Origin of the sequence: Hydrotalea sp. AMD, from assembly GCF_004100315.1 — a bacterium.
GTDB classification, from domain to species: Bacteria; Bacteroidota; Bacteroidia; order Chitinophagales; family Chitinophagaceae; genus Hydrotalea; species Hydrotalea flava.
Genome location: NZ_SCKY01000010.1, coordinates 25,647 through 52,420 on the forward strand (window position 1 = coordinate 25,647; position 26,774 = coordinate 52,420).

Here is a 26,774-nt window from a genome sequence, read left to right on the forward strand (position 1 = left end):
ACATATCGTACTGTAAACATGAATAACAACCACACCATTGGTAATAGAAATAACCGGGTGTGTGTAAATATAACTGTCAATAAATTATTGAATGAAAATTGTTGGGTTGTCTGGCACTCAATGCCAAGCAGTCTGCAATACTGTAAAATATGGAATGCATGTCTGTAAGATTATTTGCTTTGGGTTTTTCATTTCTATTGCTAATGGCTTGTTCTAATAACAATGCGTATAAAAAAATCGTACAAAATCCGGAATTGTTTACCCATACTGTTCATGAATTAAATACGGTGGTAATGGGTAATAATTTTGGCCCTGTGGTAGCTTCCAGAAATTATGCCTATGCAGCTATTGCTGCATATGAAGTAATTACTGCCGGTTATCCCAATCAGTATCAGTCGCTTAAAGGGCAGTTGAATGGATTGAATGCGATAGCACAGCCCGATACCACACAGCCTATTGATTATGATTTTGCAGCAGTATTGGCTTATTGCAAAGTGGGTGAAGCGGTTACATTTCCGGAAGGTAGTTTGAAAAGCTATGTGGATAGTTTGGTGCAGTTGGTAAAAAAGAATGGTATGAGTAATGCCGTATATACCGCTACAAAAAATTATGCAGATGCAGTAGCACAATCTATTATAGCATGGAGCAAAAAAGATAATTATGCTGAAACCCGCAGCATGCCTAAGTTTTCGGTGATTGACAGCCCCGGCAGATGGGTACCCACTCCACCCGCTTATGCCCAGGCCATGGAGCCACACTGGAATTTAATAAGACCCATGGTAATGGACAGTGCCGGACAGTTCAGAGCAGAAAAACCTTTGCCCTTTAATGTTACAGACAAAAAAAGCCCCTATTACTTACAGGTAAAAATGATGTTGGACAGTTGTACTACACTTACGCCTGAACAAAAACATATTGCTAATTTTTGGGATGATAATCCGGGCAAGTTGAATGTAAACGGACATGCCATGTTTGTATTTAAAAAGTTTTCGCCTCCGGGCCATTGGATGAGTATTACCGGCATTGCTGCAAAAAAAGCAGGAGCAAATTTTCCTGAAACAGTATATGCTACTGCCAAAACTGCCATCGCTTTGTTTGATGCATTTATACAATGCTGGAATGAAAAATACACTTACAATACCATACGTCCGGAAACAGTCATCAATAAATATTTCGATCCTAACTGGCGCCCCGAATTACAAACGCCGCCGTTCCCGGAATATACCTGTGGGCATTGCACCATTTCTGCATCAGCTGCTGAAGCTTTAACCAGTGTATTTGGCGATAATTTTCCTTATACTGATTCTACTGAATTAGAATTTGGTATTCCCAGCAGAAGTTTTACTTCGTTTCGGCAGGCAGCACAGGAAAATGAAAAAGCCCGTTTTTATGGTGGCTTACATTACTGGTATTCCTGTGGACAGGGGCATAACAGCGGTATTAAAGTTGGCAATCTGGTTGTGGAAAAATTGAAGATGAAAAAATAGCGACGCATCTTTTGTGAAGGTCATCTATTTATGCAAATGGATAACACAAAAAGCCTGATTTGATAGTTGCAACAGGTTGCAAACATCAAATCAATTTAGCAACCACAAACTAACTGAACAAATATGAAAATAACATATAAAAAATTATTTTTTTTCTCGATACTCATGCCATTATTACAAAACATACAGGCACAAACAGAACAAGATGGCATTATGATGGCCAAACAAAACTGGTGTACCGGTTTTGTGTACAATTACAATAGCTGGAACCATTACTGGGAAGGTAGTTTCAAAAGAGACAATGCCAATTTAGGTACTGTTTCTACCCAATCGGTAGCTTTTATGGGCGCTTATGGAATTACTGGTAAGTTAAATGTATTATACAGCTTGCCTTATGTGCGTACACATGCCTCTGCAGGCACTTTGCATGATATGGAAGGATTGCAGGATGCCGGTATCTGGATAAAATGGCAGGCCTGGCAAAAGAAAGTACAACAACAAAAATATACTGTGTTTTTAACCGGCGGCTATTCATTTCCTACCACCAATTATCAGGCAGATTTTTTGCCACTTGCTATTGGTGTAAGAAGTAAAACTGCTTCTCTGCGTTTAATCCTCGATTATCAGAAAAAGAATTTTTTTGTAACCAGTACAGCAGCCTATGCTTACAGAGATAATATATACATCGACAGGACAGCTTATTACACCACTGAAATGCATTACACCAATGAAGTGGCTATGCCTAATATAATGTATGCAGGCATTCGCTTTGGTTATAGAAAAAAAGAAGATTATGCCGAATTTATATTAGTCAATGCAACTACGTTAGGTGGTTTTGATATTAGGAAAAACGATATGCCTTTCCCTAGTAATAAAATGAATACTACCATAGTCGGTATCAATGGGAAATATGCCTTTCCACATTTCCATCGTATTGCACTTACCAGCAGTGTGAGTTACACAGTTACCGGAAGAAATGTAGGACAGGCAACCAATATGGCAGTTGGTATTTTTAAAGTATTTGATTTTGCTTCTGCCAAACAAAAACAAATTAATCACAACCAATCAACCAACTAATTGTATGAAAAAAATTATATTTATATCAATCGTTGCAGTTACAGCCATTGTATTTGCTTGCAACAAAAATGCGCCGGATATTACGGCCAACCTTTCACCCCTACAGCCACAAAATGTAGACCTCAATGCAGGGAGTTGGAAAACTATTTTATTGCCCCGCCCCGATACTTTTGCTGTTGCGGCTCCTAATCCGGTAAGTTCAGCCGATTATAAAGCAGAGTTGAATGAAATTAAGGGATATCAAAAAAATCTCACCTCATCGCAAATGGCTACCATTCAATATTGGGCCGCCGGCGGTGTATTAAGGTGGAATGAATTAATGCGGGGCCTGGTAACCAAATACAATTTGCCCGCCTATCAAAACCCCGATGGCAGCTATCCTATTCCCAATGCCAATAACCCATTTGCCTATCCGCTGTTTCCGTTTGCCAATCCGCCTTATGCAGCACGTGCTTATGCTTATATCAGCGCAGCACAATATGATGCGTTGGTAGCATGCTGGTATTATAAAAAATTATACAATCGTGCAGCACCTTATACCAATGATAGTACTATACAGGCAAAAGTAACTACTTCAACCTTGCCATCCTATCCATCTGAAGCTGCAGTTATGGCCGGGGTAACGGCTGAAATGATGAAGTTGTTATTCCCTACAGAGATTGCCAATATTGAACAAAAAGCAAAGGAACAGGAATTGTCCATGATGATGGCCGGTGCTGCAACACGCAGTGATATTGCTGCCGGTGAAGCATTGGGAAGACAGGTAGCAGAAGTTTTTATTGCACGGGCTAAAGCCGATAATGCCGGCAAAGCCGTAGGCACCTCCACCGACTGGAAAAATTTTGAAACGGTTGCAATGGTTAAAGGTGAGATACCCTGGTATAGCTTAGAATCTCCCAAACGACCACCCATGTTGCCATTGTTTGGAAATGTAATACCATTTTTGTTTCCTGCTGCAACAGTACCCTCTTTTCGTCCGGCTCCTCCACCCGCTACACATGGTCAGGCTGTACAACAGGCTGCTGCAGAAGTGTATGAAAAAATAAAATCACCCACACGTGAAAATATACAGCATGTTCAATTTTGGGCTGACGGGGTTGGTACATTTACACCTCCAGGCCACTGGGATGCCATTGCTGCGCAAGATTTTATTACAAAAAACTTCAGTGAAGTACGTTGGGCTAGAAATTATGCTTTATTAAATATGGCATTAATGGATGCTGCCATTGTATGTTGGGATGTAAAATATTATTATTTTAATCCAAGGCCCACACAAATGAATCCTGCCATTAAAACATTAACAGGCATACCTAATTTTCCATCTTATATCTCCGGCCATTCTACCTTTAGCGGTGCTGCTGCCACTATTTTGGCACATATTGTACCTGAACAGGCCGGCAAATATTGGGCAATGGCCAATCAGGCTTCCATGTCAAGATTAGAAGGAGGTATTCATTATAAAGTGGATTGTGATACCGGATTAGTAGTGGGTAGTAAAGTAGGCAATTATGCTGTTTTGCGTGCAAAACAGGATGGCGCCGAATAAAAATATGTAATGTTTTCGATTAAGTTCATCTAGCGTACCCCTTTGTTTCTACAAGGGGGGATTTTTTAAAAATCAAATTCAATATAAAGCATTTTTTTGAATGTAACACTATTTTTTAAATGTATTCTGATATGAAATTATTACGCGTTGCATTTTTTTGTACACTGTTTTTTCTTTTCAATAATCAACTCTTTGCTCAAGAAAATTTAATGAACAATGATACAATACCCGTAAATGATTTGCAGGAAGTGATTGTAAGCTCAACCCTTCGCGATTCGGTACAATTTCTGCCCGATCTAAAAGGTGTTGCAGTATTTGCAGGTAAAAAAACCAATCTCATCAGACCTAATACAACACAAGCCAATCTGGCTCAAAATATGGTAAGGCAGGTTTTTGCAAAAGTACCCGGATTAACCAGTTGGGATATGGATGGTGCCGGAACACAATTAAACATTGGTGCAAGGGGAACCGATTCGCACCGAAGTATTGAAATGAATATGCGTCAAAATGGGTACGTTACCAATAGCGATATTTTTGGTTATCCTGAAAATCATTATACACTACCCTTAGAAGCCGTGCAGGAAATTCAGTTTGTCCGCGGCTCTGCAGCCTTACAGTATGGCAGTCAGTATGGCGGCATGATGAATTTTATTATCAGGCAAGGCGATAGTACCAAACCCATATCGGTTGAGAGTAATCAAACTGCCGGCAGTAACGGATTTTACAATTCGTACAATGCAGTGGGTGGCACAACCGGTAAAATAAATTATTATGCTTATTATGATAACCGGCATGGCAATGGCTGGCGCCCTTCGCAGGCATTTGATTATCATGCCTACTATGCCAATTTAGAATATCGTTTTAACGATAAAGGCAGTATTGCTTTTCAGTTTTCGCGAATGCGCTATGTACAACAAATTGCAGGCGGTTTAACCGATGCACAGTTTGCACAAAATCCCAGACAATCCTTGCGCAATCGTAATTTTTTTAATCCGGAAATTAATATTCCTGCCATTATTTTTAAATACCGCTTTTCACCCAATACCAAATTGCAGGTTACAGCTAATGTCTTGTTCGGCCAACGCAATAGTGTTCAGTTCATCAACACACCTAATATTGCCGATACCGTGAATAAACAATTGGGTTCATATAATCCCAGACAGGTAGATCGGGATTATTACAGCAGTTTCTCAATAGAAGCCAGATTGTTGCATTCATATAAAATTGGAAACGTAACAAGTACGCTGGCAACCGGTTTCCGTTTGTCTTCAGAAGTTACCAGACGAGATCAGTTAGGTGTGGGCACTACCGGCAGTAATTTTGATTTGTCGTTAATAGCACCTTATGGTAACATGTTGCGGTTTCATACCAATAATGCGGCAGCATTTGCAGAAAATATTTTTCAAATTACACCGCGGTTTTCTGTTATACCCGGTTTTCGGTATGAATTGATTCAATCTGATTATACGGGTGTTATCAATCATGCCGCAACAGCTGTGTCATACAATGGCAATCGTTCTTTTCCGTTGTTTGGAACCGGTTTGCAATTTCAAAGTACAAAATCCACGCAGGTCTACGCTAATATATCGCAGGAATACCGGCCATACCTCTATTCGCAAATAACACCGGCCGACAGGGTAGATGTGATTGATCCTAATTTAAAAGATAGTAAAGGCTATGATATCAGTATAGGCTACAGAGGAACAATTAAAAATATATTGCATTTTGATGTGGATGTATTTCGGGTATATTATGGCAACAGAGTGGGACTAATTACAAAAAATGATGCGAACCATAATCCCTTTTTGTATACTACCAATATTGGTAATGCGGTTGCTAAAGGCATAGAAGCCTATGGTGAAATATCCTTAGCCGCTTTGTGGAAGAGAAATAATAAACAAAAAGATATTCGTTTATTTAATTCATTAGCCTATACCCATGCCCGTTATATCAGTGGTGAATCAAATGCCAACGGCAATAATGTGAATTTAACAGGCAATACGGTAGAGCATGTGCCACAATGGGTAAATAAAACCGGCCTGTCGTTATTGTTACATCAGTTCACTACTACAATGCAATATAGTTATACAGATAAATCGTACAACGATGCTTTAAATACGGTTAACAGTGCCAATGGTGTTACAGGTGTAATTCCTTCCTTCGGTTTGTGGGATTGGACAATAGGGTATGCATTTTTGAAACATTACCAGATAACCGGTGGAATTAATAATCTGTTGAATTTGAATTATTTCAGTCAGCGTATCACTTTTTATCCGGGCCCCGGCATATTACCGGCTGATGGAAGAACTTTTTTTATTTCTTTTTCTGTTAAAATGTAAAATTTTTTTATGCAACAACAAACTGTATCTTCTGCTACTTATTCTAATGTAAAAATTCCGGCTGTTAAGATTTTTAATACAATTATCTGGTTTAACCGACTGGCTTTATCCATTGTATTTATTTGGTTTGGTTATTTAAAAATTATACAGGTATCGCCGGCGGAAGCGTTGGTGCAACATTTACACAGCATTACAGTAGTAAGATTTATTCCAATTAATATTTTTTTAATACTATTGGGTAGTGTGGAAGTGGCAGTAGGTATTTTATGGTTGTTTCCTAAATTAACCAAACTGGCATTTGTATGTTTTGGTTTACACATGTTTACTACTTTTCTGCCATTGATTTATTTGCCTGCGGATACCTGGCAACATGCCTTTGTGTTAACACTTACCGGGCAATACATTGTTAAAAATATTGTATTGATAGCCAGTGCCATTACCATTTGGTATGCAAGAATCAGCCGCTAAAACCTTTTGTGGCTGAGACTATAATTGAAAGCAGCTATTATTTTTCTTCATAAGGTTCTAATAAAAACATACCATATGGGGGTAGTATTAAATATTCATAATCTGCACCAACGGTGTACACTTGCTGATTGAGATGATTGAATAATTGTTTTGGAATATGGCCATGTTCTTTAAATGTATACCAAGTTAAGTAGGACGCTTTGTTACTGTAATTAAACAATGCGTAAACACGTTGATTACCATAAGCCCGCATAAAACCGGCAACATGAATATTGTGTGGGGTTAACCAGATGATGTTACTATAATCACTTAAAATGGGCAACTGTTTTCGTAACTGCAGCAACTGTTGTGTTTGTGTAAAGATGCTGTTTTCAATGGTGCCGGTTGTATTTCTTTTTTTGTTTTTATCCCAGTCAATCAATGGCCGGTGCATCCATCTGTTGTCATAACTTTTGCCCGGATCATGCAGATAGCTGTAATCATTGGTATAGCCCACTTCATCTCCATAAAACAACATGGGCAATCCACCCAGAAAAAAAGTTTGTGCCTGCATCATCAAAATTTTGGCAATTGATTCTTCAATAGCTGCTGCATTCTGATTGGCCTGTGCAGCTTCTAAACCGCACAACGATGCCAATGAACCGCTGATTCGTGCATCCTGTGTTTTAGGATTCACTGAAAATAAAGCACCACGTGCCGGTGATCCTTCTATATTACCTGAATAATAATTTTTTAAATATCGGCGGTGTTCGTATGGATTAAAACCTGCTTTACGAATACTGTTGTCTTCATACCCCAGTCCAATATCATCGTGGCAACGAGTATACGTTATCCACGATGTGCCAAATGGTTTTTTTACCAAATCTTCCTGTGCTGCCAGCATTACCCGAACATCCTGTGTGGCCAATGCATCCCATTGCAAAGCCATTTGCGTGGCATTGTAGGCAAAATCACATTCATGTGCAATGAATAATCCTGTTCCAAAATATTGCATAATTTTTTTAGGTGCAACAATGGCTTCTCCCAGTAATGCCATGCCAGGGGTGGCTACTTCCACACAACATTTTATCAGTTGCAGCAAGGCATGTGCCTGTGGTAAATTTTGACAGGTAGTGCCAATTTCTTTCCAGATGAATGCAGGCGCATCAATGCGTAAAATATCTACACCCAAATTGGCATAAAAAAATATATTGTCTAACATCACCATAAACACTTCGGGGTTTCTATAATTCAAATCCCATTGGTATTGATGGAAAACAGTCATTACCCATTTGTTGCATTCAGGCACATAAGTAAAATTTCCGGGTGCTGATTCGGGAAAAATTTCCGGCATAGATGCATCATACTGATCGGGTATATGCCGATCGTTGAACATGTAATAAAAATGCTGATATTTTTCATCTCCTTGTTTTGCCTTTTCTGCCCATTCGTGTTTGTGAGAAGTATGATTCAAAACAATATCGAGCATTACATACATTTCCTGTTTCTGCATTTTTTGCTGTAACTGTTGCAAATCTTTCAAAGTACCAAAACGTTCATCTACCTTTCTGAAATTAGATACGGCATATCCGCCATCACTTTCATGCAGCGGACTTTCGAACAATGGCATCAGGTGCAGCACATTCACGCCTAATTCAGTAAAATAATCTAATTTGTTTTGCAAGTTTTGCAAGTTGCCGCAAAATCGGTCCACATATAAACTCATTCCTGCCAATTGATTACTTAAAAACCAATGCTCCTGTTGTAATTTTTTGGTATCTCTTTCCAGAAAGGGTTGGGGGCGTTGTTGATAAGTGGTGATGATTAACTGCATCAACTGCTGCCAAATGATATCGCATTGTGGATGTTGTGCATATAACTGCAGATACAATGATTCTATAGCCGTTGCATTGGCAATAAAACGTGCAAAAAATGCACTGTCTTTTTTCGAAATATCTAATGATTGTTGCTGCAGTAGTTCAACAATCTTATTGTGTAAATTTTTTTGATACACTGCCGGTTTAATTTATAGGATGTAAAAATTTAAGCTTTAAAAATATCACTATTCAAATGTTTAAATGCCTCCATCGCGCCCATGTAGGCACAGGTTCTGGCACCTGCCTTATTGGCGTTGATAACAATTTCCTGCCAGTTGTTGATGTTTAGTTGCATCATCTTGTTTTTTTCTACACAACTTAACTGGTATAATACAGCGCCAACAAATGCATCGCCTGCACCGGTGGTATCCACCACTTCAACGGGTATGCTGGGTATGGTAATTTGTTGTTTTTGATAGCACAATAACGTACCCTCTTTGCCTAAAGTAATACAGAATACTGCATTTGAAAAATTAGCCAGCCAATTTGCCGCATCGGCAACAGAACTGCAGCCCGATAATAACATGGCTTCTTCATCGCTCACCTTAAAAAAATCGCTTTCTTGTAAAAAGTACAACGATTGATGAATAAAATTTTGTTGTTGGTGCGCAAAAAGCAAATGCCGGTAATTGGGGTCAAAACTTACAAAACAATTTTTTGCTTTGGCTTCTTTTAAAAGGGTGCGGTAAGTTTCTTGTAAGGGGCCCGGTAAAAATGCAGTGGCAGATCCAAAGTGCACAATGCCGGTATCGTTAGTAAGCATTCCATGGGTTTCCTGTTGCATCAAATAGCCATCCGCACCGCGGTTAAAAACAAAGTCACGCTCACCATCTTCTTTTAATGAAACAAATGCAAAAGTGGTAAAATGCTCGTTGCTGGTTTGCATCCATTGGGTATCTACACCAAAATCCTGCATCGTATGTATCAATTGATGCCCAAAGGGATCATTACCTACTTTGGCCGCTAATTGTATCCTGCCGCCAAGCGCTGCAATGGCTGCTGCCACATTGGTAGGTGCGCCGCCTGTTTTTTTCAGAAAATGTTCACTGGTTTCCAATGATTTTCCTTTATCGGTACAAATCATGTCTATCAACGCTTCGCCTATACAAATAATGGTATGCATAATTTTATTTTTATGTGTTCAGCTTTTGTTTTTCATGGCATCGCCTCTTGTGTCACTCACTGCATCGTTCTGAACAATGATGCGCTGTTTAATGTCCTCCACCCGATGCAGCGGGTATCAGTTTGTCGTTATCCATCTTTTCTCTTTTTATCAATGTAGTGGCTACAGCAGCCAGCAATAATAATATTCCCGCAAAGGCTATAGCGTTAGTGGGTTTATCAGACAGTAACCAGTGGTACACAAATCCAAATGTGGTAGTTTGTAAAATCATGGGTATTACAATCATCATATTAATAATGCCCATGTACACCCCATAACGTTCTTTCGGTATACTGCCCACTACCATAATGTAAGGTACCCCCATCATACTGGCCCAGGCAATACCAAAGCCAATCATGGGTACAAACAATAATTCTTTTTGTACAATATGTGGAAATATAAGCAGACCAATTCCTGCCATGAGTAAGCAAAGAATATGCACATACTTAGCACTTATTTTTTTGGCAAGCCACACCAGGCCAAATGCAGAAACAAAAGTAACAATATTGTAAAAGCCGTTTACTTTTCCGGCCCAAACAACGGCTTGTTCATATAATTCGGCATTACCATCGGGCGTAGTGTGAAAAACCGATTGGGCAATGCTTAACGATACAAATTGCCAATAGCAAAACATGGCATACCATTGAAATAAATAGACTAATGCCAGTAACCACATAATGCGGGGCATATCACCAATAGCCAAAAATATTTCTTTCATGGAAGCAAAAAATCCTGATTTTTTTGCCCGCAGTTCAGCCAATTCTTCTGCTGTGGGCGGAATTTCAGGGGTGGTACTGACCGACCATACCACGCTTACAATTGAGCAAATAGCACCCACAAAAAAAGAGCCAAATACCCAGTAAGGAATACCTGAACGTCCATCGCTGGTGGTGCTTTCACCGGTAATGATGTTTTTAAAAAATCCAAGGGAGAGATTGGCTAAGGTAATACCCAGACCTGTAAAGAAACTTTGGGTTAAAAATCCCATAGCTCTTTGTTTTTCGGTTAGTTTATCGGCTATAAAAGCACGGTAAGGCTCCATAGCCGTATTATTCGCAGCATCTAAAATCCACAATAAACCGGCGGCCATCCACAAACTGCGGCTAAAGGGAAAAGCAAACAGGGTTAAACTGCAAAAAATAGCACCAATTAAAAAAAATGGTTTGCGCCTTCCCCAGCGCGGATGCCAGGTTCTGTCGCTAATTGCACCAATTAATGGTTGAATCAGTAATCCGGTCATGGGACCGGCTAAATTTAATAGCGGTAATTCTTCAGGCCGGGCATGTAAAAACGTGTACAACGGATTTATGGCAGTCTGCTGTAAGCCAAAGCTGTACTGGATTCCAAAGAATCCTACATTCATATTAATGATTTGCCAGAAACTGAGTTTTGGTTTCGTAAAGGCCATGTATTTGGTTTAATCGTTAGCAGTTGTTACCTGTAATACTTTTTACCAAAAGCTTACAAAAAACAAATGGTATTAAAGATAAGAAACACCAAGTTCCAAGTATGATTTATGTAAAGGCGCAATCGTTTGCTGTTTACATTTTGTAAAAGGCCAATTTTTACTGCTTATCCTCAATTATTTCAACTTTATCGGAAAAAATAGTTAAAAAAATTTTTCTATTGTGTAAAAAGTACACAAATTTGTATGGCATTGTGTATAAATAACACATTGCTGCAAACGTTTGCAGTACAACTTGAACCATATGAAACGATTTCTACTTGCTATTTTGTTGATTTTAACAGGTATAACAGTCGATGCGCAATTATTAAGATGGTCGCCTGCTTTTATTCAGGATACCAGTGCTTCTATTACCATTACCTGCGATGCAACCAAAGGAAACAAGGGATTATTGAATTACACACCTGCTACAGATGTATATGTACATATTGGTGTAATTACTTCTGCAAGCACATCATCATCAGACTGGAAATATGTACCCTTTACCTGGGGCACCACCAACCCTGCTGCCAATGCGCCAGCTGCCGGTACCAATTTGTGGCGGTATACCATTGCCGGTGGTTTACGATCATTTTTTAATATCACCAATCCTTCCGAAAAGATTCTAAAAATTGCCATTCTTTTTCGAAATGGCAATGGCAGTATTAAACAAACCAATGCCGATGGTTCGGATATGTATATCCCGGTGTATGATAATGGATTGTATGCAAGAATTGATACACCCTTAAAACAACCTACTTATATACCCATCATTGAGCCGGTTACAAAAAATATGGGTGATGTGTTGAATATCAATGCAAAAGCCAGCCAGCCCTCACGCCTTACCATTTATTATAACGGTACTGCCATTGCGTACGATAGTGCCGTTACACAACTATCTGCAGCACCCACTATTGCAGCAGCAGGCACACAAACCATGATTGCAGAAGCATATAGCGGAAGTGCATTTTCGAGAGATACAGTAAGTTTTTTAGTTTCCGGCGGAACCAATTTTGCTCCATTGCCGGCCGGTGTTACCGATGGTATTAACTATGAACCCGGCGATACTTCTGCTACTTTGGTGTTATATGCGCCTAAGAAAACTAAAATTATTGTACTGGGTGATTTTAATAACTGGGCTCCCTCTTTAAATTACCAGATGAATGAAACCCCCGACAGCCTGCGCTTTTGGATTCGGTTAACCGGTTTAACGCCCGGTGTAGAATATGCTTATCAGTATCAGATAGATGGTAGCTTAACTGTGGCCGATTACAATGCAGAAAAAATATTGGATAAAAATGTAGATCCACAAATACCCTCAACTACTTACCCTAATTTAAAACCATTCCCTGCCAATGCAGTGGGTTCAATTGTAAGTGTATTGCAAACAGCAAAGCCTGCCTACAACTGGCAAGTTACCAATTTCTTCCGCCCTGATAAGCGCAACTTGCTGATATATGAATTGCTGATTCGCGATTTCACAGCTACACAAAATTGGAAAGGATTACAGGATACGTTAAGCTATTTAAAACGCCTCGGTGTGAATGCCATTGAAGTAATGCCCTTCAATAACTTTGAAGGATACAGCAGTTGGGGCTACAACCCTAATTTTTACTTTGCGCCCGATAAAGTGTATGGCACTGAAACAGCAGTGAAACAATTTATAGATGCCTGTCATCAGCAAGGCATTGCCGTTATAATGGATATGGTAATGAATCATTCATTCGGTTCTTCACCAATGGTGCAAATGTATTGGGACCCGGTAAAAAATATTCCTGCTGCCAATAATCCATGGTTCAATCAGTATCCTACCCATGCATATAATGTTGGGTATCAGTTCAATCACCAAAGTCAGGCTACCATTGATTTTAGAAACCGCGTCATAACCTACTGGCTTACTAAATATAAAATTGACGGGTTTAGATGGGATTTGGCTAAAGGCTTTACCCAAAAAAATACCTGCGATGCTTTTGGCAACAATTGTAATGTAGCTGCATGGGGCAATTATGATACAGCCAGGGTAGCCACTTGGAAAAATATTTATGATAAAATTCAATCTGTTTCACAAGGGGCTTATTGCATATTAGAAATGTTTGCAGATAATTCGGAAGAGCAGGTAGAAGCCAATTATGGCATGATGATTTGGGGAAATTTAAACAGCAATTTTAATCAGGCTACCATGGGTTACAGCAACCCTTCCTGGGATGTAAGTTATGGTGTGTACACCAATCGGGGTTACAACCAACCCAACCTTATTACTTATATGGAAAGCCATGACGAAGAAAGGCTGATGTATAAAAATGAACAATATGGTAATAGCAATGGTAGTTATGCCATAAAAGATACTGCTACCGGTTTAAAACGCAATGCCATGGCTACTGCTTTATGGGCCATGATTCCCGGTCCTAAAATGTTGTGGCAATTTGGTGAGTTGGGTTATGACTATAGTATTAACACTTGTCCTAATGGAACTGTAGATGCTACCGGTGGATGCCGTACTGATCCTAAACCGCTGCGTTGGGATTATTACAGCAACCCCAATCGGTTGGCATTGTATAATGTATATGCCCAACTGCTTAAACTAAGAACCAATCCGGTTTACAGTTCAACATTTACAGCGCCAAAAAATATCAGTTATAATTTAGGTAATGCTTTTAAACAGTTAATCGTTACCGGCGATTCATTAAGCGTTGTATTTGTGGGTAATTTTGATGTAAATCAGCAATCCACCTCCGTTACCTTCCCTTCTGCGGGTACTTGGTACAGTTATTTATCTTCAAAAACCATTACCGCATCGGGCGGTGCCGATAACATTACATTGCAACCGGGTGAATATTATGTATACACCAATAAGAATGTAAACAATACTGTAGTAACGGCCGTAACACCGGTGAATAATCCGTTAGAAAACATGCAATTGCAGATATCACCTAATCCTGCTAATGCAGCAGCTATGGTGAAGTTTCAGGTACCGGCAAGCGGTGTGGTACGATTAGATGTGTATAATATAGACGGGCAATATATGGCCAATATATGGAATGGGTTTAAACCCAAAGGCATGCAAACAATTTCTTTGTATGCCAATGGGTTTAGCAGTGCAGGTTTGCCAAATGGAGTTTATTTTTTAGTGATGGAACAAAACGGACAAAGAAAAGTGCAACAATTTTTATTAGCGAAATAAATCAACTTTTTTACTTCTTAAAAAACAGAAAACATACAACTATGAATTTAAAACGACTGCTTGTTGCTGTTACGCTGGCCCTGTTTGCTTTTAGTGTGCCTGCGTTAGCCCAAAACAAGGAGGTTACCGGGAAAGTAACCGATGTAAAAGATGGTAGTCCGTTAGCCGGTGTAACTGTTGCCATAAAAGGCACGCAGATTGCTACCGCAACCGATGCCAATGGTTTATTTAAATTAAAAGTACCAGCTGATGCCAAAACGCTTACCATTTCAAGCATTGGTTTTGCAACACGTGAGGTACCTGTTGAAGCAGGTGAAATGAGCATTGGTTTATCGGCCATTAGCACTTCATTAAATGAGGTAGTAGTAATTGGTTATGGTACCAGCCGTAAAAAAGATTTAACCGGTTCGGTCATCAATCTTACGGCAAAGGATTTTAACAAAGGTAGCATTACCACTCCTGAACAATTAATTATGGGTAAAGCAGCCGGTGTACAAATTACTTCGAATGGTGGTGCGCCCGGTGCAGGTAGTACCATACGTATACGCGGTGGGGCTTCATTAAATGCCAGTAACGATCCTTTAATTGTGATTGACGGTGTGCCCTTGTCGAATAACCAAATTTCTGGACAAGCTAATCCGCTTTCTTTAATTAATCCCGATGATATTGCCAGTTTTACTGTGCTGAAAGATGCCTCTGCTACCGCTATTTATGGGGCCCGTGGTTCAAATGGTGTTATCATTATTACTACCAAAACCGGCTCAACAGGTAAACCTAAATTCAGCTTTACATCACAACTATCGGTATATACGCCCACTAAAGAAGTGCCGGTATTAACTCCTACACAGTTTCGTGCATACGTAAATGCCAATGGTAATGCTACACAAAAAGCATTAATGGGTAATGCCAATACCGATTGGCAAAAAGAAATATACCATACTGCTTTGGGCCAAAATAATGAGCTAAGTATGTCGGGCTCTTTGAAAAATATGCCCTACAGAATTTCAGCGGGCTTTTTAAATCAGGATGGTATTTTGAAAACCGATAACTTAAAAAGAACATCTTTAAGTATAAACTTAAATCCGCATTTGTTTGATAATCATTTAAATATTCAATTAAGTGTATTAGGTACTTACAGCCAAAGCCGTTTTGCGAACCAGGGTGCTATTGGTGCTGCTGTTAATTTCGATCCAACACAACCGGTATACTCCGGCAGCAATCGTTTTGGCGGATATTGGGAGTGGTTAGATCCTACTTCCATCAGCGGATTAAAAGGCCTTGCGCCTCGTAACCCATTGGGCTTGTTAATGATGCGGGAAGATAAAAGCACCGTGCAAAGAAGTATTGGTAGTGCCCAGTTCGATTATAAAGTACACTTCCTGCCCGACTTACATGCTAAATTGAATTTGAGTTATGATATTTCTCAGGGTGAAGGAACCATTTATGTACCCGATAGTGCTGCCGCCAGCTACAAACGCTTTGTAGATGGCAATGGTAATTACCATAGTGGTGTGAATGACCACTACAAACAAACCAATTCCAATACCTTTTTACAGTTTTATTTGAATTATGTAAAAGATTTAAAATCAATACGTAGCCGCATTGACGTAATGGGTGGTTATGAATACAACGATTATTTAACTACCAATTATTATTATGCCGATTATTCTGCTAACGGCGTAAAAGCACCTAATTCAGATCCTACTTATCCCTTCGATAAACCCGAGAATACCATCCTTTCCTATTTCGGCCGTTTGAATTATACTTATGCCGATAAATATTTATTAACAGCTACTTTCCGTCGCGATGGTTCTTCTCGCTTTAGTCCCAATAACCGTTGGGGTAATTTCCCATCTGTAGCCGTTGCGTGGAAAATTAATCAGGAAAATTTTCTGAAAAATGTAAATGCATTGTCTGATTTAAAATTACGAGCCAGCTATGGTATCACAGGCCAGCAGGATGGTATTGGTAACTACGATTATATTTCTTATTATGGTTTAAGTAATGCAACCGCGCAATACGATTTTGGGGGAACGTATTACCAAATGTTCCGCCCCGGTGGTTATTATGCCAATCGTAAATGGGAGCAAACCGCCACCAGTAATATTGCTTTAGATTATGGCTTTCTCAACAATCGTATTACTGGTAGCATTGAGTATTATTATAGAAAAACAACCAACTTGTTAAACCTGATTAACCAACCTGCAGGTACCAATTTCTCTAACCAAATTGTGGCTAATGTGGGCGATATGGAAAATAAAGGTTTGGAATTTACCATTAATGCCACACCGGTTCGTACCAAAGATTTAGAGTGGAATGTAGGTTTTAATATTACTTACAATACCAATAAAATTACCAAATTAACCATTTCTAATGATCCCAATTATCCGGGTAACTTATACGGTGGTATTTCAGGCGGAACCGGAAATACCATCTTAATTAACTCAGTTGGTTATCCGCGTGGTTCATTTTATGTGTATAAACAGATTTATGATAAATCAGGCAAACCCATTGAAAATTTATTTGCCGATTTAAACAGAGATGGTATTATTACCGCCAGCGATTTATACCGTTATAAATATGCCGATCCTCGTGTATTCTTAGGGTTTAATACTAATTTAAATTACAAAAAATGGAATGGGGGTTTTTCTATGCGTGCCAACCTGGGTAACTACTTATACAACAACGTAGCATCCAGCACCGGTACCATGAAGAATATTTTGAATCCTTTAGGTTATTTGAGTAATGGTTCATCTGATGTATTAAATACCAACTTTACTGGCAATGGCACCAACTATTACTTGTCTGATTATTATGTACAGAATGCCTCTTTCTTAAGAATGGATAATATTTTCATAGGCTACAATTTCGGGAAAGTGTTTAAAAATACAGTGGGCTTGCGTTTAGGCGCCAGTGTTCAGAATGTGTTTGTGATTACAGATTACAAAGGTGCTGACCCTGAAATAAATTATCAAGGTACCTATCCTCAAACTTATAGCGGTATTGATAATAGCCTTTATATCAGGCCCAGAACATTTGTATTGAACCTGAATTTAGATTTTTAATCAATATTCCATTTGCTACAATTATAAAAAATAAGATATGAAAAATAATTTGCTTAAAATAACAATGGTGGCTACACTGGCAGCAGGATTCATGATTTCCTGTACCAAGAAGTTAGACCTAACCCCCACCAATGGTATTACCGCCAATCAGGTGTTTAGTACCAAACAGGGGTATATAGAAGCTGCTGCAAAAGTATATGGCAGTTTTGCATTAACCGGAAATCAGGGTCCGGCCGGTAGTGGCGATATTCAGGGAATTGATGAAGGTACTTCAGATTTCTTTCGCCTGTACTGGAATGCACAGGAGTTAAGTACTGATGAAGCCGTTGTGGCCTGGGGCGATCCGGGTTTACAAGATTTTCATTTAATGAACTGGACTGCCAATAACCCCATGCTGCAGGGTTTGTATTATCGTTCCTTTTATCAAATAACATTATGTAACAATTTCATCAATCAGGCTTCTGATGCTAATCTGGCGGCCAGGGGCATTACCGGAACCAATGCAGATAATATTCGCAGCTTTAGAACAGAGGCACGTTTTTTAAGAGCTTATCAATACAGTGTGCTGATGGATTTATTTGGTAATCCACCATTTGCAACGGAAAAGGATGCCATTGGTTCATTCCTGCCCAAACAAATTAAACGTGCCGATTTATTCAACTATGTTGAATCTGAATTAAAAGCCTGTGATTCCAGCTTGCCGGCACCAAAAGCTAATCAGTATGGCAGGGCCGATAAAGCTGCAGCAGAAGCTTTATTAGCACGTATTTATTTGAATGCACAGGTGTATACCGGAACTGCTCGATATACCGATGCAATTACCTACGCTTCTAAAGTAATTAATGAAGGCTATAGTTTAATGCCCGATTATCGTTGGTTAATGCGTGCAGATAATAATTTAAATACCAACGAATTTATTTTTACCATTAACTACGATGGGCTAAAAACCCAAAACTATGGTGGTTCTACCTTCCTTTGCCACGGTTCATTAGGCGGCAGCATGAATGCCGGCGATTATGGATTGGATGCGGCCTGGGCCGGTATGCGAACCACTAAAAGTTTAGTGAATTTATTTCCTGACCCCAACGGCAATGCCGACCAACGTGCTGAATTTTATACCAGCGGACAAAATCTGGAAATCAATTCACTCACCACTTTTACCGATGGATATGCCGTTCAAAAATTCATCAATAAAACAAGGCCTACCACACCTAATGTATTAACATCGGGCAATAATGGCTCTAATCCCACATTTGCCGATGTTGATATTCCCTTATTCCGCCTGCCTGAAATGTATTTAATTTATGCAGAAGCGGTTTTACGTGGGGGTACAGGTGGCAGCGTTTCACAGGCATTAACCTATATCAATCAATTGCGCACCCGTGCTTATGGTGGCAGCACTGCAGGAAATATTGGAACAGCGGATTTAACACTCGATTTTATTTTAGCAGAACGTTCTCGTGAATTGTATTGGGAAGGATTTAGAAGAACCGATTTAATTCGCTATGGCAAGTTCACAACATCAGCTTATTTATGGCCTTGGAAAGGTGGCGTGCCTACCGGAACATCTGTAGGCAATTACAGAAACCTGTATCCATTGCCGTCTTCAGATGTATCTTCTAATACCAACTTAACGCAAAATCCGGGCTATTAATTTTCAGACTGCCGGCCTTCCACAAAATGTCGGCAGCTGTATTAAAATAAATAAATTTATACAGCGAATATTTGAAATAAAACAGCAGATTCTTTATAAACAAACATTTTAAAATATACACAAATGAAAACATTACTTGCCAAACTCCTCATCTTCGGTGTAGCCATGGCATTGTTCGCATCTTGTAAAAAAGATGATGCCATCGATACCTTTCAGGGTGGCACTGCTCCGGTGTTAACTGCATCGGTAACAGGTAACATTCCGTTGAGTTATGCTACTGCCAACAATACGGCACTGACATTGAACTGGACTAATCCCAACTATATGTTCACATCAGGCATTAGTTCTCAAAATGTATCTTATTTAATTGAAATAGATACCACAGGTTCTAATTTTACCAATCCTAATCGTCAAACAGTATCCGTTAGTCCCGATTTAAGCATCACATTTACCCAAAGCCAGTTTAACGATTATTTGTTGAACCAGTTGGGACTTGCCCCTGGCGTACAGCACAATATTGAAATAAGGGTAACCGCTTCCATCAACTCAGTAAAAGCAACCAACTTGCTCTCAAATGTTTTGAAATTTACTGCTACACCCTATGCCATTCCTCCTAAAGTGCAGCCACCTGCATCTGGTCAGTTATTTTTAATTGGTGGCGATCCTAAATTAAATTCCTGGGGCAATCCGGTACCAACACCGCAGTTGCAGTTTAAACAAGTAACACCAACATTATATACTATTACGGTGCAAATGAGTGGAGGTGATAATACTACATCTGCTAATCAATATTTGTTTATACCGGTAAATGGTGACTGGTCGCCTAAATATGCCACAAAAGCATCATTAAGTCCAACAGAAACCGGTGGTGGTTTTGGTTATGATTTAAGTGATAATTTTCCCGGCCCCACTGCTCCGGGTACGTATACCATTACCGTTGATTTTCAAAAAGGGAAATATACAGTTGTTAAACAATAACATACGTTCAACTTACTGAACAGGTTTACTAAACAACAATTGATAATAAGAAAAAATAAATATATGAAACCAATTTTTAAACTCAGCTTTCTTGCTTTACTTCTTGCAGTAATTTTTACTGCCTGCGATAAGGTGGGAAGCTTGCCTACTTATAAGCCTGGCACTGTGGTAACATTAAGTGCATCAGCTACTAGTATTGCGCCTGCCATGGCCGATTCCGATAAAGTAGTGCTTACACTGAACTGGACAAATCCCAATTATTCCGTTGATACTTCTAATGTGAAGTTTATTGTTGAAATAGACTCATCCGGCAGAAATTTTGCCAAAGAAGTTACCCGTGTGGTGAATGTTACCCGCAGCTATTCTTTTACAGCAAAAGATTTGAATAATATTTTGCTGGGCTTTGGCTTTGCTTACAACACCAAATACCCCATTGATTTTAGAATTACTTCCTCTTATGCCAATAACAATGAGCAACTGAAATCAAATGTAGTTACGATTAACTTTACAACATATAAAGTTCCACCCAAAGTAACGCCACCTGCTTCTAAAACACTTTTTTTAGTAGGCAGTGCCACAGCAGGGGCATGGAGCAATCCGGTACCATTACCTGCACAACAATTCAAAATGCTCGATTCTGTAACCTATCAGGGTAATTTTTATCTGAATGGTGGCGCTGAATACCTTTTGTTGCCTGTAAATGGCGACTGGAGCAATAAATATTCCGTAGCCGATAAAACTGTTCCCGGGTTAAGCGCCGGTGGTAGTTTTGGTGCCAACCTAAGCGATAATATTCCCGGCCCGGCCAATACCGGTATTTATACCATTACGGTCGATTTTCAGCATGGCACTTTTACTGTAGTATCTGCACAGAAATTTGGTTTGCTATGGGTTCCCGGCGATTATCAGGGCTGGAATCCGGCTACAGCGCCTAACCTCGGTTCTCCTAAAAACGATGGTAATTACGATGGTTACATCAACATTCCTTCCGGAGGTTCCTATCAGTTTAAATTCACAACCGCACCCAATTGGAATAATGTATTGGGCGATGGTGGCGGAGGCACCTTAAGTCCGAGCGGAGGTAACCTTAGTGTTCCGGCCGGCGGTTACTACCATATTGTAGCCAATACTAATAACAATACCTGGTCAGCTACAGCAACTACCTGGAGTGTAATTGGTAGTTTTAGTGCCAGTGGCTGGAGCAATGATATTAATTTAACGTATGATGCAGGATCCAATACCTGGTCAGGTACCATTACTGCAACTGCAGGCGATCAGTTTAAGTTCCGCGCCAATCACGATTGGGGCTTAAATTATGGCGATACCGGTGCCGATGGTAGTTTAGACCCTGGTGGCGATAACATTAACCTTACTGCAGGTACACATAAAATTATTTTGTACTTAACCGGTGCGGGTTATTATACTTACACCATTCAATAATTTTTTCTTATTCTTTTTTTTAAGCCGGGTACACTACTGCCCGGCTTTTTTATGCCTGTGCTTGGCTGCTGTTTTTACCGGTATCAGGTAAACAATTCATCAGTCATTGATACATTACAATTAAACATTGCTTACTTTGCAAACACTAAAAAGGTATTATGTTATATTCAATGACCGGTTATGGAAGAACAGAACAAAGTATTGGTGATAAAACATTTATTGTAGAACTCCGCTCCCTGAACGGCAAACAATTCGATTTGCGATTGCAGATGCCTGCCATGTTAAAACCTTTTGAGTTCGATATTCGCAGTATGTTAAGCGAATCGCTGGAAAGAGGAAGTATAGAATGTATCATCAATCTAAAACAAAATGGCGGTGCAAAACCCGTAACCATTAATACCGATTTGTTAAAAGCTTACTATACCTCAGTTGTGCAAATAGCACATGAACTGAATGCAGAGGCCGATCACCTGCTGGCGGCTGTTTTAAGATTACCCGAAGTGGTGGTGAATACTACCGAAGTAATGACTGACGAGGAATGGGTAAGCTTTAAAAAAATATTGGACACCGCCCTGCAACAATTAAAACAACATCGTTTACAGGAAGGTAAGTCTATTGAAAAAGATTTATTGCTGCGCCTGCAGAATATTGAAGCACAGCAAAAACAAATTGCAGCTTTAGAACCTTTACGCCGCGAAAAAATTAGAGAAAACATTGTAAAACTTTTGGAGGAATGGGTAGGAAAAGATAATTATGATTCCAACCGTTTGGAGCAGGAGCTGATTTATTATATTGAAAAAATTGATATTAGCGAAGAACAGGTACGCCTCCAAAATCATTGCCATTATTTTCGGTCGATCATTGAAGGCCGCGAAAGCAGTAAAGGCAAAAAACTCTCTTTTATTTTGCAGGAATTTGGCAGAGAAATTAATACCACCGGCTCAAAAGCCAATGATGCCGCTATCCAAAAATGTGTGGTGTTAATGAAAGATGAATTAGAAAAAGCAAAAGAACAAGTATTAAACGTTTTATAAGCAACAAAGTTATTTTTTAATACTATTCAATTTACACAGCAATAGCTGTGGGTTGTTTCGCAACAAAATATACCTTAGCCCATGAAGCGACGCTACTTTTTTATGTTGATGGTAGTACTGGTAATGGCCGCATGTACCACTCTCAATGTGTTCGAAAAAACGATTCCTTTCCCCAATCATACCTGGAGCAGTATTGATACGCCTTCTTTTCAATTTAATATTACCGATACCAATGCCTTCTATAATTTGTATGTAGTATTCAGACATGAAGATGCCTATCGGTATAAAAATATTTGGCTGAACATTACCGTTCATGATCCCGATTCCACTTACAGCTTTAACAGAGAGTTTACCCTTGCCAATAGCATGGGCTGGCTGGGTATAGCAATGGATGATATTATAGACCATAGAATGGCTTTTAATGCCTTGCCCGCTAAACTAAAAAAAGGGCAATATACGTTTACCCTGCAACAATTAATGCGGGAAGACCCCCTGCAACATGTGTTGAATGCCGGCCTTAGAATTGAAAAAGTGACGCCATGAAGCTAACCTTTAAGCACCGGTTAATGATAGTAAGCACGGTTTACTGGGTATTACTACTCTATATCTTATCTGCTTTACTATGGTGGTTTATTGCACTCAATCACCAAAATGATGCCATGATTACTTTGAAATTGCAGGAAGTTGAAACAGGAACGCCCAATTACTTAAATAAAGTAGCCGATATATTGCAGGAAAAACAACGCAAAACCGCTCAATACATAGGCGAGGGGCTTACTTTTTTAGCAGTCATCATGATTGGTGCTGCTTATGTATATCGTGCTACACGCCGGCAAATTAAGCTTTCGCAACAACAGCAAAATTTTATGATGGCGGTAACCCACGAATTAAAAACACCCATTGCCGTTGCACAATTGAATTTAGAAACCCTGCAAAAAAGAAAATTAGAACCTGCCGTTCAGGAAAAATTATTAAGTAATACCCTGCAGGAAACCAATCGGTTAAATACCCTTTGCAATAATATTTTATTCACGGCACAGTTAGAAAGTGGCCAATATACCACCAGCCCACAAAAATTAAACCTGTCTGCCTTAGCCGATGCCTGTGTAAAAGAGGCAGTCAACCGTTTCCCGGGGCGTACCATTCTGCAACAAATTTCCGAAAATGCCTACGTAATGGGAGAACCGTTATTGTTACAAATGCTCATCAATAATTTAATTGAAAATGCATTGAAATATTCACCTAAAGCAGCACCGGTTGTGTTACAGTTAACGATGCAGGCACCGCATGTTGTTGTAGAAGTAATAGATGTGGGAACCGGTATTGCTGCCGATGAAAAGAAAAAAATATTCCGCAAATTTTACAGAACAGGCAATGAAAATGTACGCAGCACAAAGGGTACCGGGTTAGGTTTATATCTCTGTAAAAAAATTGCGCAACAACACCGGGCAACCATACAGGCATTGGATAATTTACCCAATGGTAGTATTTTTAAAGTAATTTTCCCTTTGGTAGAAGTAGTATAGCATTTAAAAGTTGATAACCCGTTAAAACACAATCAATGGCCGCAAAAGCAAGTATTTTATTGGCAGATGATGAAGAAAACCTACACGAAGCTTTAAAACTGAATTTAGAGTTAGAAGGCTATGTTGTAACATCTGCCTACAATGGCAGCGATGCTTTAAAAGCCATTGCCAATGAGTATTTCGATTTAATTATTTTAGATGTGATGATGCCTGAAGTAGATGGTATTAGCGTTGCAGAAACCGTTCGGGTAAACAACAATGAAGTGCCCATTTTAATGTTAAGTGCTAAAAATACGGGGGCAGACCGTGTACTGGGTTTAAAAAAAGGGGCCGATGATTATTTAACCAAGCCCTTTAATTTAGAAGAGCTATTGATACGAATAGAAAAGCTGATTGAGAAAAATAAAAAAATACAGGTTAAAGAAACCATTGGCGATCTATATGAATTTGGCAACAATAAAATTGATTTTAAAGCACAGGAAGCCATTACCAGTACCGGTATTAAAGTAGATTTGAGTAAGAAGGAAGCCATGCTGCTGAAATTACTGATTGAAAATAAAGGCGAAGTGGTATCCCGGGAAAAAATTTTACAGGTAGTTTGGGGTTACAATGTATATCCAACCACCCGTACCATTGATAATTTTATTCTGAACTTTCGAAAATATTTTGAAGCAGATAGTAAGAACCCCCAATACTTTCAATCGGTAAGGGGCTCAGGCTATAAGTTTACGCCGGAGGAATAAATAAAATTTTTAACTGCTCGGCAATATCATATCGGGTAGTATTAGCCACCTTCGCATACAGTGCCCGGTTACATGCGGCAATTAATTCCTGTAAAGCCTCTTTCCTTCTAATATCTACTTCTCTTTGTTCTTCTGTCAACGCCATTGATTTTACGGCTTTAAAAAAGGCGATATCGTCGGGTATGGTCAGTAATTCATACACATTGCCCGTATCTATAGGTTCAGCCGGTAATGCAATAGGTGTATCTGTTTGCATGCTATTAGCCTCATCGGTTGCAATGCTTAGTGGTTTAGCTATGGCAACTGTAGCGGCATGCAGTACGGCCGCTTTCTTTTGCCAGCCATAAACAATCCACCATCCAATGGCTACTAGTAGTCCTATGCCGGGAATAATCCATATATAGGTGGCATTGGTATTACCGGCTGTGTACAAATCAGGATTAATAAAGTTTTTTAGAGCAGGCCCTACCTGTATAGGTATACTGTCTGTTTGTAGTGTGGTGTATGCTCCGGTTTCTGTATCATAAAAATGATAAGTAATAACCGGTATAACGGTAGTGCATTGTTGTTTACAGGTAAAAGGTATCGTAAATATTTTAGTGCCTTCAGCAGGAAATACTAATTTATTCACATCATTTTCTTCTTTAATTGTAAAATGACTGGTGTTTTTGGGCCAGCTAATCACAGGTGGCGTAACCGATGAAAAATTTCCGCTACCCATCATTTCAATCATTAATTTATTTACATCACCGGCTGTATCTGTATTTTTATCTACCCGTGCACGAATGGTAAAATGACCAATAGCCCCGGTAAATTCTTTGGGCTTATTACGCAAAGGTAAATCCGTTACCATAATTTGCATGGGGGCATTACTACATAAACTGCTGTATTCAAACGAATTGCTTACTGCATTGTTTTTTAACGTATAAAAGGTTACTGTATTTTCAACAGTAACCGCATTCAATGTAATAGTTCCGGTGGTTAATGGTATTAGTTGTACTTTTCTAATAATGAAAGTATTGTATCGTTTGCCCTTCCATTGTTTTGTTTCTGAACGCAAATCCTGTGTAGTCATTTCATACACCGTGCATCCATTAAATGCCGGTTGCTGAATGAGTTTGGCCGAAGTTCGTAGCCGGGAATAAAGGGTATAGGTTACCAAAATAGGCTCGCCTACTACACATTTGCTTTTACTGGCTTCTACCCGAACAAAAATATTCTCTTTCGTTTTTTGCGCTGCATCTTCACCCGGAAATAAAATGGCATTGCGTTCTATACCGGTAGTTTCCTCTTCTTCATCGGGTTCAAAAAAACCTCCCGGCATTTGCACACCGGCTTGTGGCGAATGATCGGCAGGTATTTGCTGTTGTACCGTAATGGCAAGCGGCTTGCAATGTAAAGTAGTGTTGTTGATCTGTAAACCGGCTGCAGGTACAACCAATTTACCGGTTTTTTTAGGTTGTAGTAAGTATACAAAATTACTTTCTGCATGATACTTTCCGTTGGCATATACCTGTTGGGTTTGAAAGTCGGGCCCCGAAATAATATTCCAATTTTTAAAATCAGGTGCTTCCCAATTTTGCATTTCTGCTAAACCGGCATAAGTATAGCTTACCTGCAGTGTTTCTTTTAATCCGATTGTGGTATAGGTGGTATTAATTTGAAAGTTGCTTTGTGCAAATACAGAAACACCGGGCTGTGTCAATAAACCAACGAGTAAATAATATTTTAACAAATGAACCATAGGTACTAAACAAAAATAAAGCCTTACAGC

18 protein-coding genes are annotated in these 26,774 nt (G+C 39.3%); 14 read left to right on the top strand and 4 right to left on the bottom strand.

The annotated features are described in order from the left end of the window. The first annotated feature begins 158 nt into the window (after positions 1-158). The 5 genes from EO766_RS08810 (at position 159) to EO766_RS08830 (ending at position 6,917) form a co-directional block, all read left to right on the top strand. Positions 159-1,487, top strand: coding sequence for a vanadium-dependent haloperoxidase (locus EO766_RS08810; protein WP_074417506.1), 1,329 nt, complete (start codon positions 159-161; stop codon positions 1,485-1,487). Positions 1,488-1,610: 123 nt separating this feature from the next. Then, complete coding sequence (locus EO766_RS08815; protein ID WP_143439398.1) at positions 1,611-2,564, top strand: hypothetical protein; 954 nt, start codon at positions 1,611-1,613, stop codon at positions 2,562-2,564. Positions 2,565-2,568: 4 nt separating this feature from the next. Beyond that, positions 2,569-4,110, top strand: a complete 1,542-nt coding sequence (locus EO766_RS08820; RefSeq protein ID WP_074417541.1) for a vanadium-dependent haloperoxidase — start codon at positions 2,569-2,571, stop codon at positions 4,108-4,110. 131 nt (positions 4,111-4,241) lie between these two features. Then, entirely contained in the window at positions 4,242-6,449 is a 2,208-nt protein-coding gene (locus tag EO766_RS08825) for a TonB-dependent receptor family protein (protein ID WP_074417542.1), read from the top strand. Positions 6,450-6,458: 9 nt separating this feature from the next. Continuing rightward, entirely contained in the window at positions 6,459-6,917 is a 459-nt protein-coding gene (locus EO766_RS08830) for a hypothetical protein (protein WP_218058105.1), read from the top strand. Positions 6,918-6,954: 37 nt separating this feature from the next. On the opposite strand, the gene EO766_RS08835 is transcribed toward EO766_RS08830, so the two are convergent. The 3 genes from EO766_RS08835 to EO766_RS08845 form a co-directional block, all read right to left on the bottom strand. After that, positions 6,955-8,910: an alpha-amylase family glycosyl hydrolase gene (locus EO766_RS08835; RefSeq protein WP_074417508.1), complete on the bottom strand. Its 1,956-nt coding sequence runs from the start codon at positions 8,908-8,910 to the stop codon at positions 6,955-6,957. 29 nt (positions 8,911-8,939) lie between these two features. After that, positions 8,940-9,896 (bottom strand): carbohydrate kinase family protein, encoded by a 957-nt coding sequence (locus tag EO766_RS08840; protein WP_074417509.1) that lies wholly within the window; start codon positions 9,894-9,896, stop codon positions 8,940-8,942. 88 nt (positions 9,897-9,984) lie between these two features. Next, positions 9,985-11,343, bottom strand: a complete 1,359-nt coding sequence (locus EO766_RS08845; RefSeq protein WP_074417510.1) for an MFS transporter — start codon at positions 11,341-11,343, stop codon at positions 9,985-9,987. A 301-nt stretch (positions 11,344-11,644) separates the two neighbouring features. Here EO766_RS08845 and EO766_RS08850 point away from each other — a divergent pair, with 301 nt between their 5' ends. From EO766_RS08850 to EO766_RS08890, 9 genes are all read left to right on the top strand, one after another. Next, positions 11,645-14,560, top strand: coding sequence for an alpha-amylase family glycosyl hydrolase (locus tag EO766_RS08850; protein ID WP_074420501.1), 2,916 nt, complete (start codon positions 11,645-11,647; stop codon positions 14,558-14,560). A 41-nt stretch (positions 14,561-14,601) separates the two neighbouring features. Further along, entirely contained in the window at positions 14,602-17,625 is a 3,024-nt protein-coding gene (locus EO766_RS08855) for a SusC/RagA family TonB-linked outer membrane protein (RefSeq protein ID WP_287100898.1), read from the top strand. A 37-nt stretch (positions 17,626-17,662) separates the two neighbouring features. Then, complete coding sequence (locus tag EO766_RS08860) at positions 17,663-19,279, top strand: RagB/SusD family nutrient uptake outer membrane protein (RefSeq protein ID WP_287100900.1); 1,617 nt, start codon at positions 17,663-17,665, stop codon at positions 19,277-19,279. A gap of 123 nt (positions 19,280-19,402) precedes the next feature. Beyond that, entirely contained in the window at positions 19,403-20,257 is an 855-nt protein-coding gene (locus EO766_RS08865) for a SusE domain-containing protein (RefSeq protein ID WP_074417514.1), read from the top strand. A 63-nt stretch (positions 20,258-20,320) separates the two neighbouring features. Further along, positions 20,321-21,697, top strand: a complete 1,377-nt coding sequence (locus EO766_RS08870) for a SusE domain-containing protein (protein ID WP_218331723.1) — start codon at positions 20,321-20,323, stop codon at positions 21,695-21,697. A 158-nt stretch (positions 21,698-21,855) separates the two neighbouring features. Continuing rightward, positions 21,856-22,731, top strand: coding sequence for a YicC/YloC family endoribonuclease (locus EO766_RS08875; RefSeq protein WP_074417516.1), 876 nt, complete (start codon positions 21,856-21,858; stop codon positions 22,729-22,731). Positions 22,732-22,812: 81 nt separating this feature from the next. After that, complete coding sequence (locus EO766_RS08880; protein ID WP_074417517.1) at positions 22,813-23,274, top strand: gliding motility lipoprotein GldH; 462 nt, start codon at positions 22,813-22,815, stop codon at positions 23,272-23,274. After that, a complete protein-coding gene (locus tag EO766_RS08885) occupies positions 23,271-24,257 on the top strand; it encodes a sensor histidine kinase (protein ID WP_074417518.1) in 987 nt (328 codons plus the stop codon). The genes EO766_RS08880 and EO766_RS08885 overlap by 4 nt, the downstream gene beginning before the upstream one ends. 35 nt (positions 24,258-24,292) lie before the next feature. Then, complete coding sequence (locus EO766_RS08890; RefSeq protein ID WP_074417519.1) at positions 24,293-25,000, top strand: response regulator transcription factor; 708 nt, start codon at positions 24,293-24,295, stop codon at positions 24,998-25,000. Here EO766_RS08890 and EO766_RS08895 read toward each other — a convergent pair. Continuing rightward, on the bottom strand, positions 24,984-26,744 hold the full coding sequence (locus EO766_RS08895; protein WP_287100905.1) for a BatD family protein: 1,761 nt from the start codon (positions 26,742-26,744) through the stop codon (positions 24,984-24,986). The genes EO766_RS08890 and EO766_RS08895 overlap by 17 nt on opposite strands. Between the last annotated feature and the right edge of the window lie 30 nt (positions 26,745-26,774).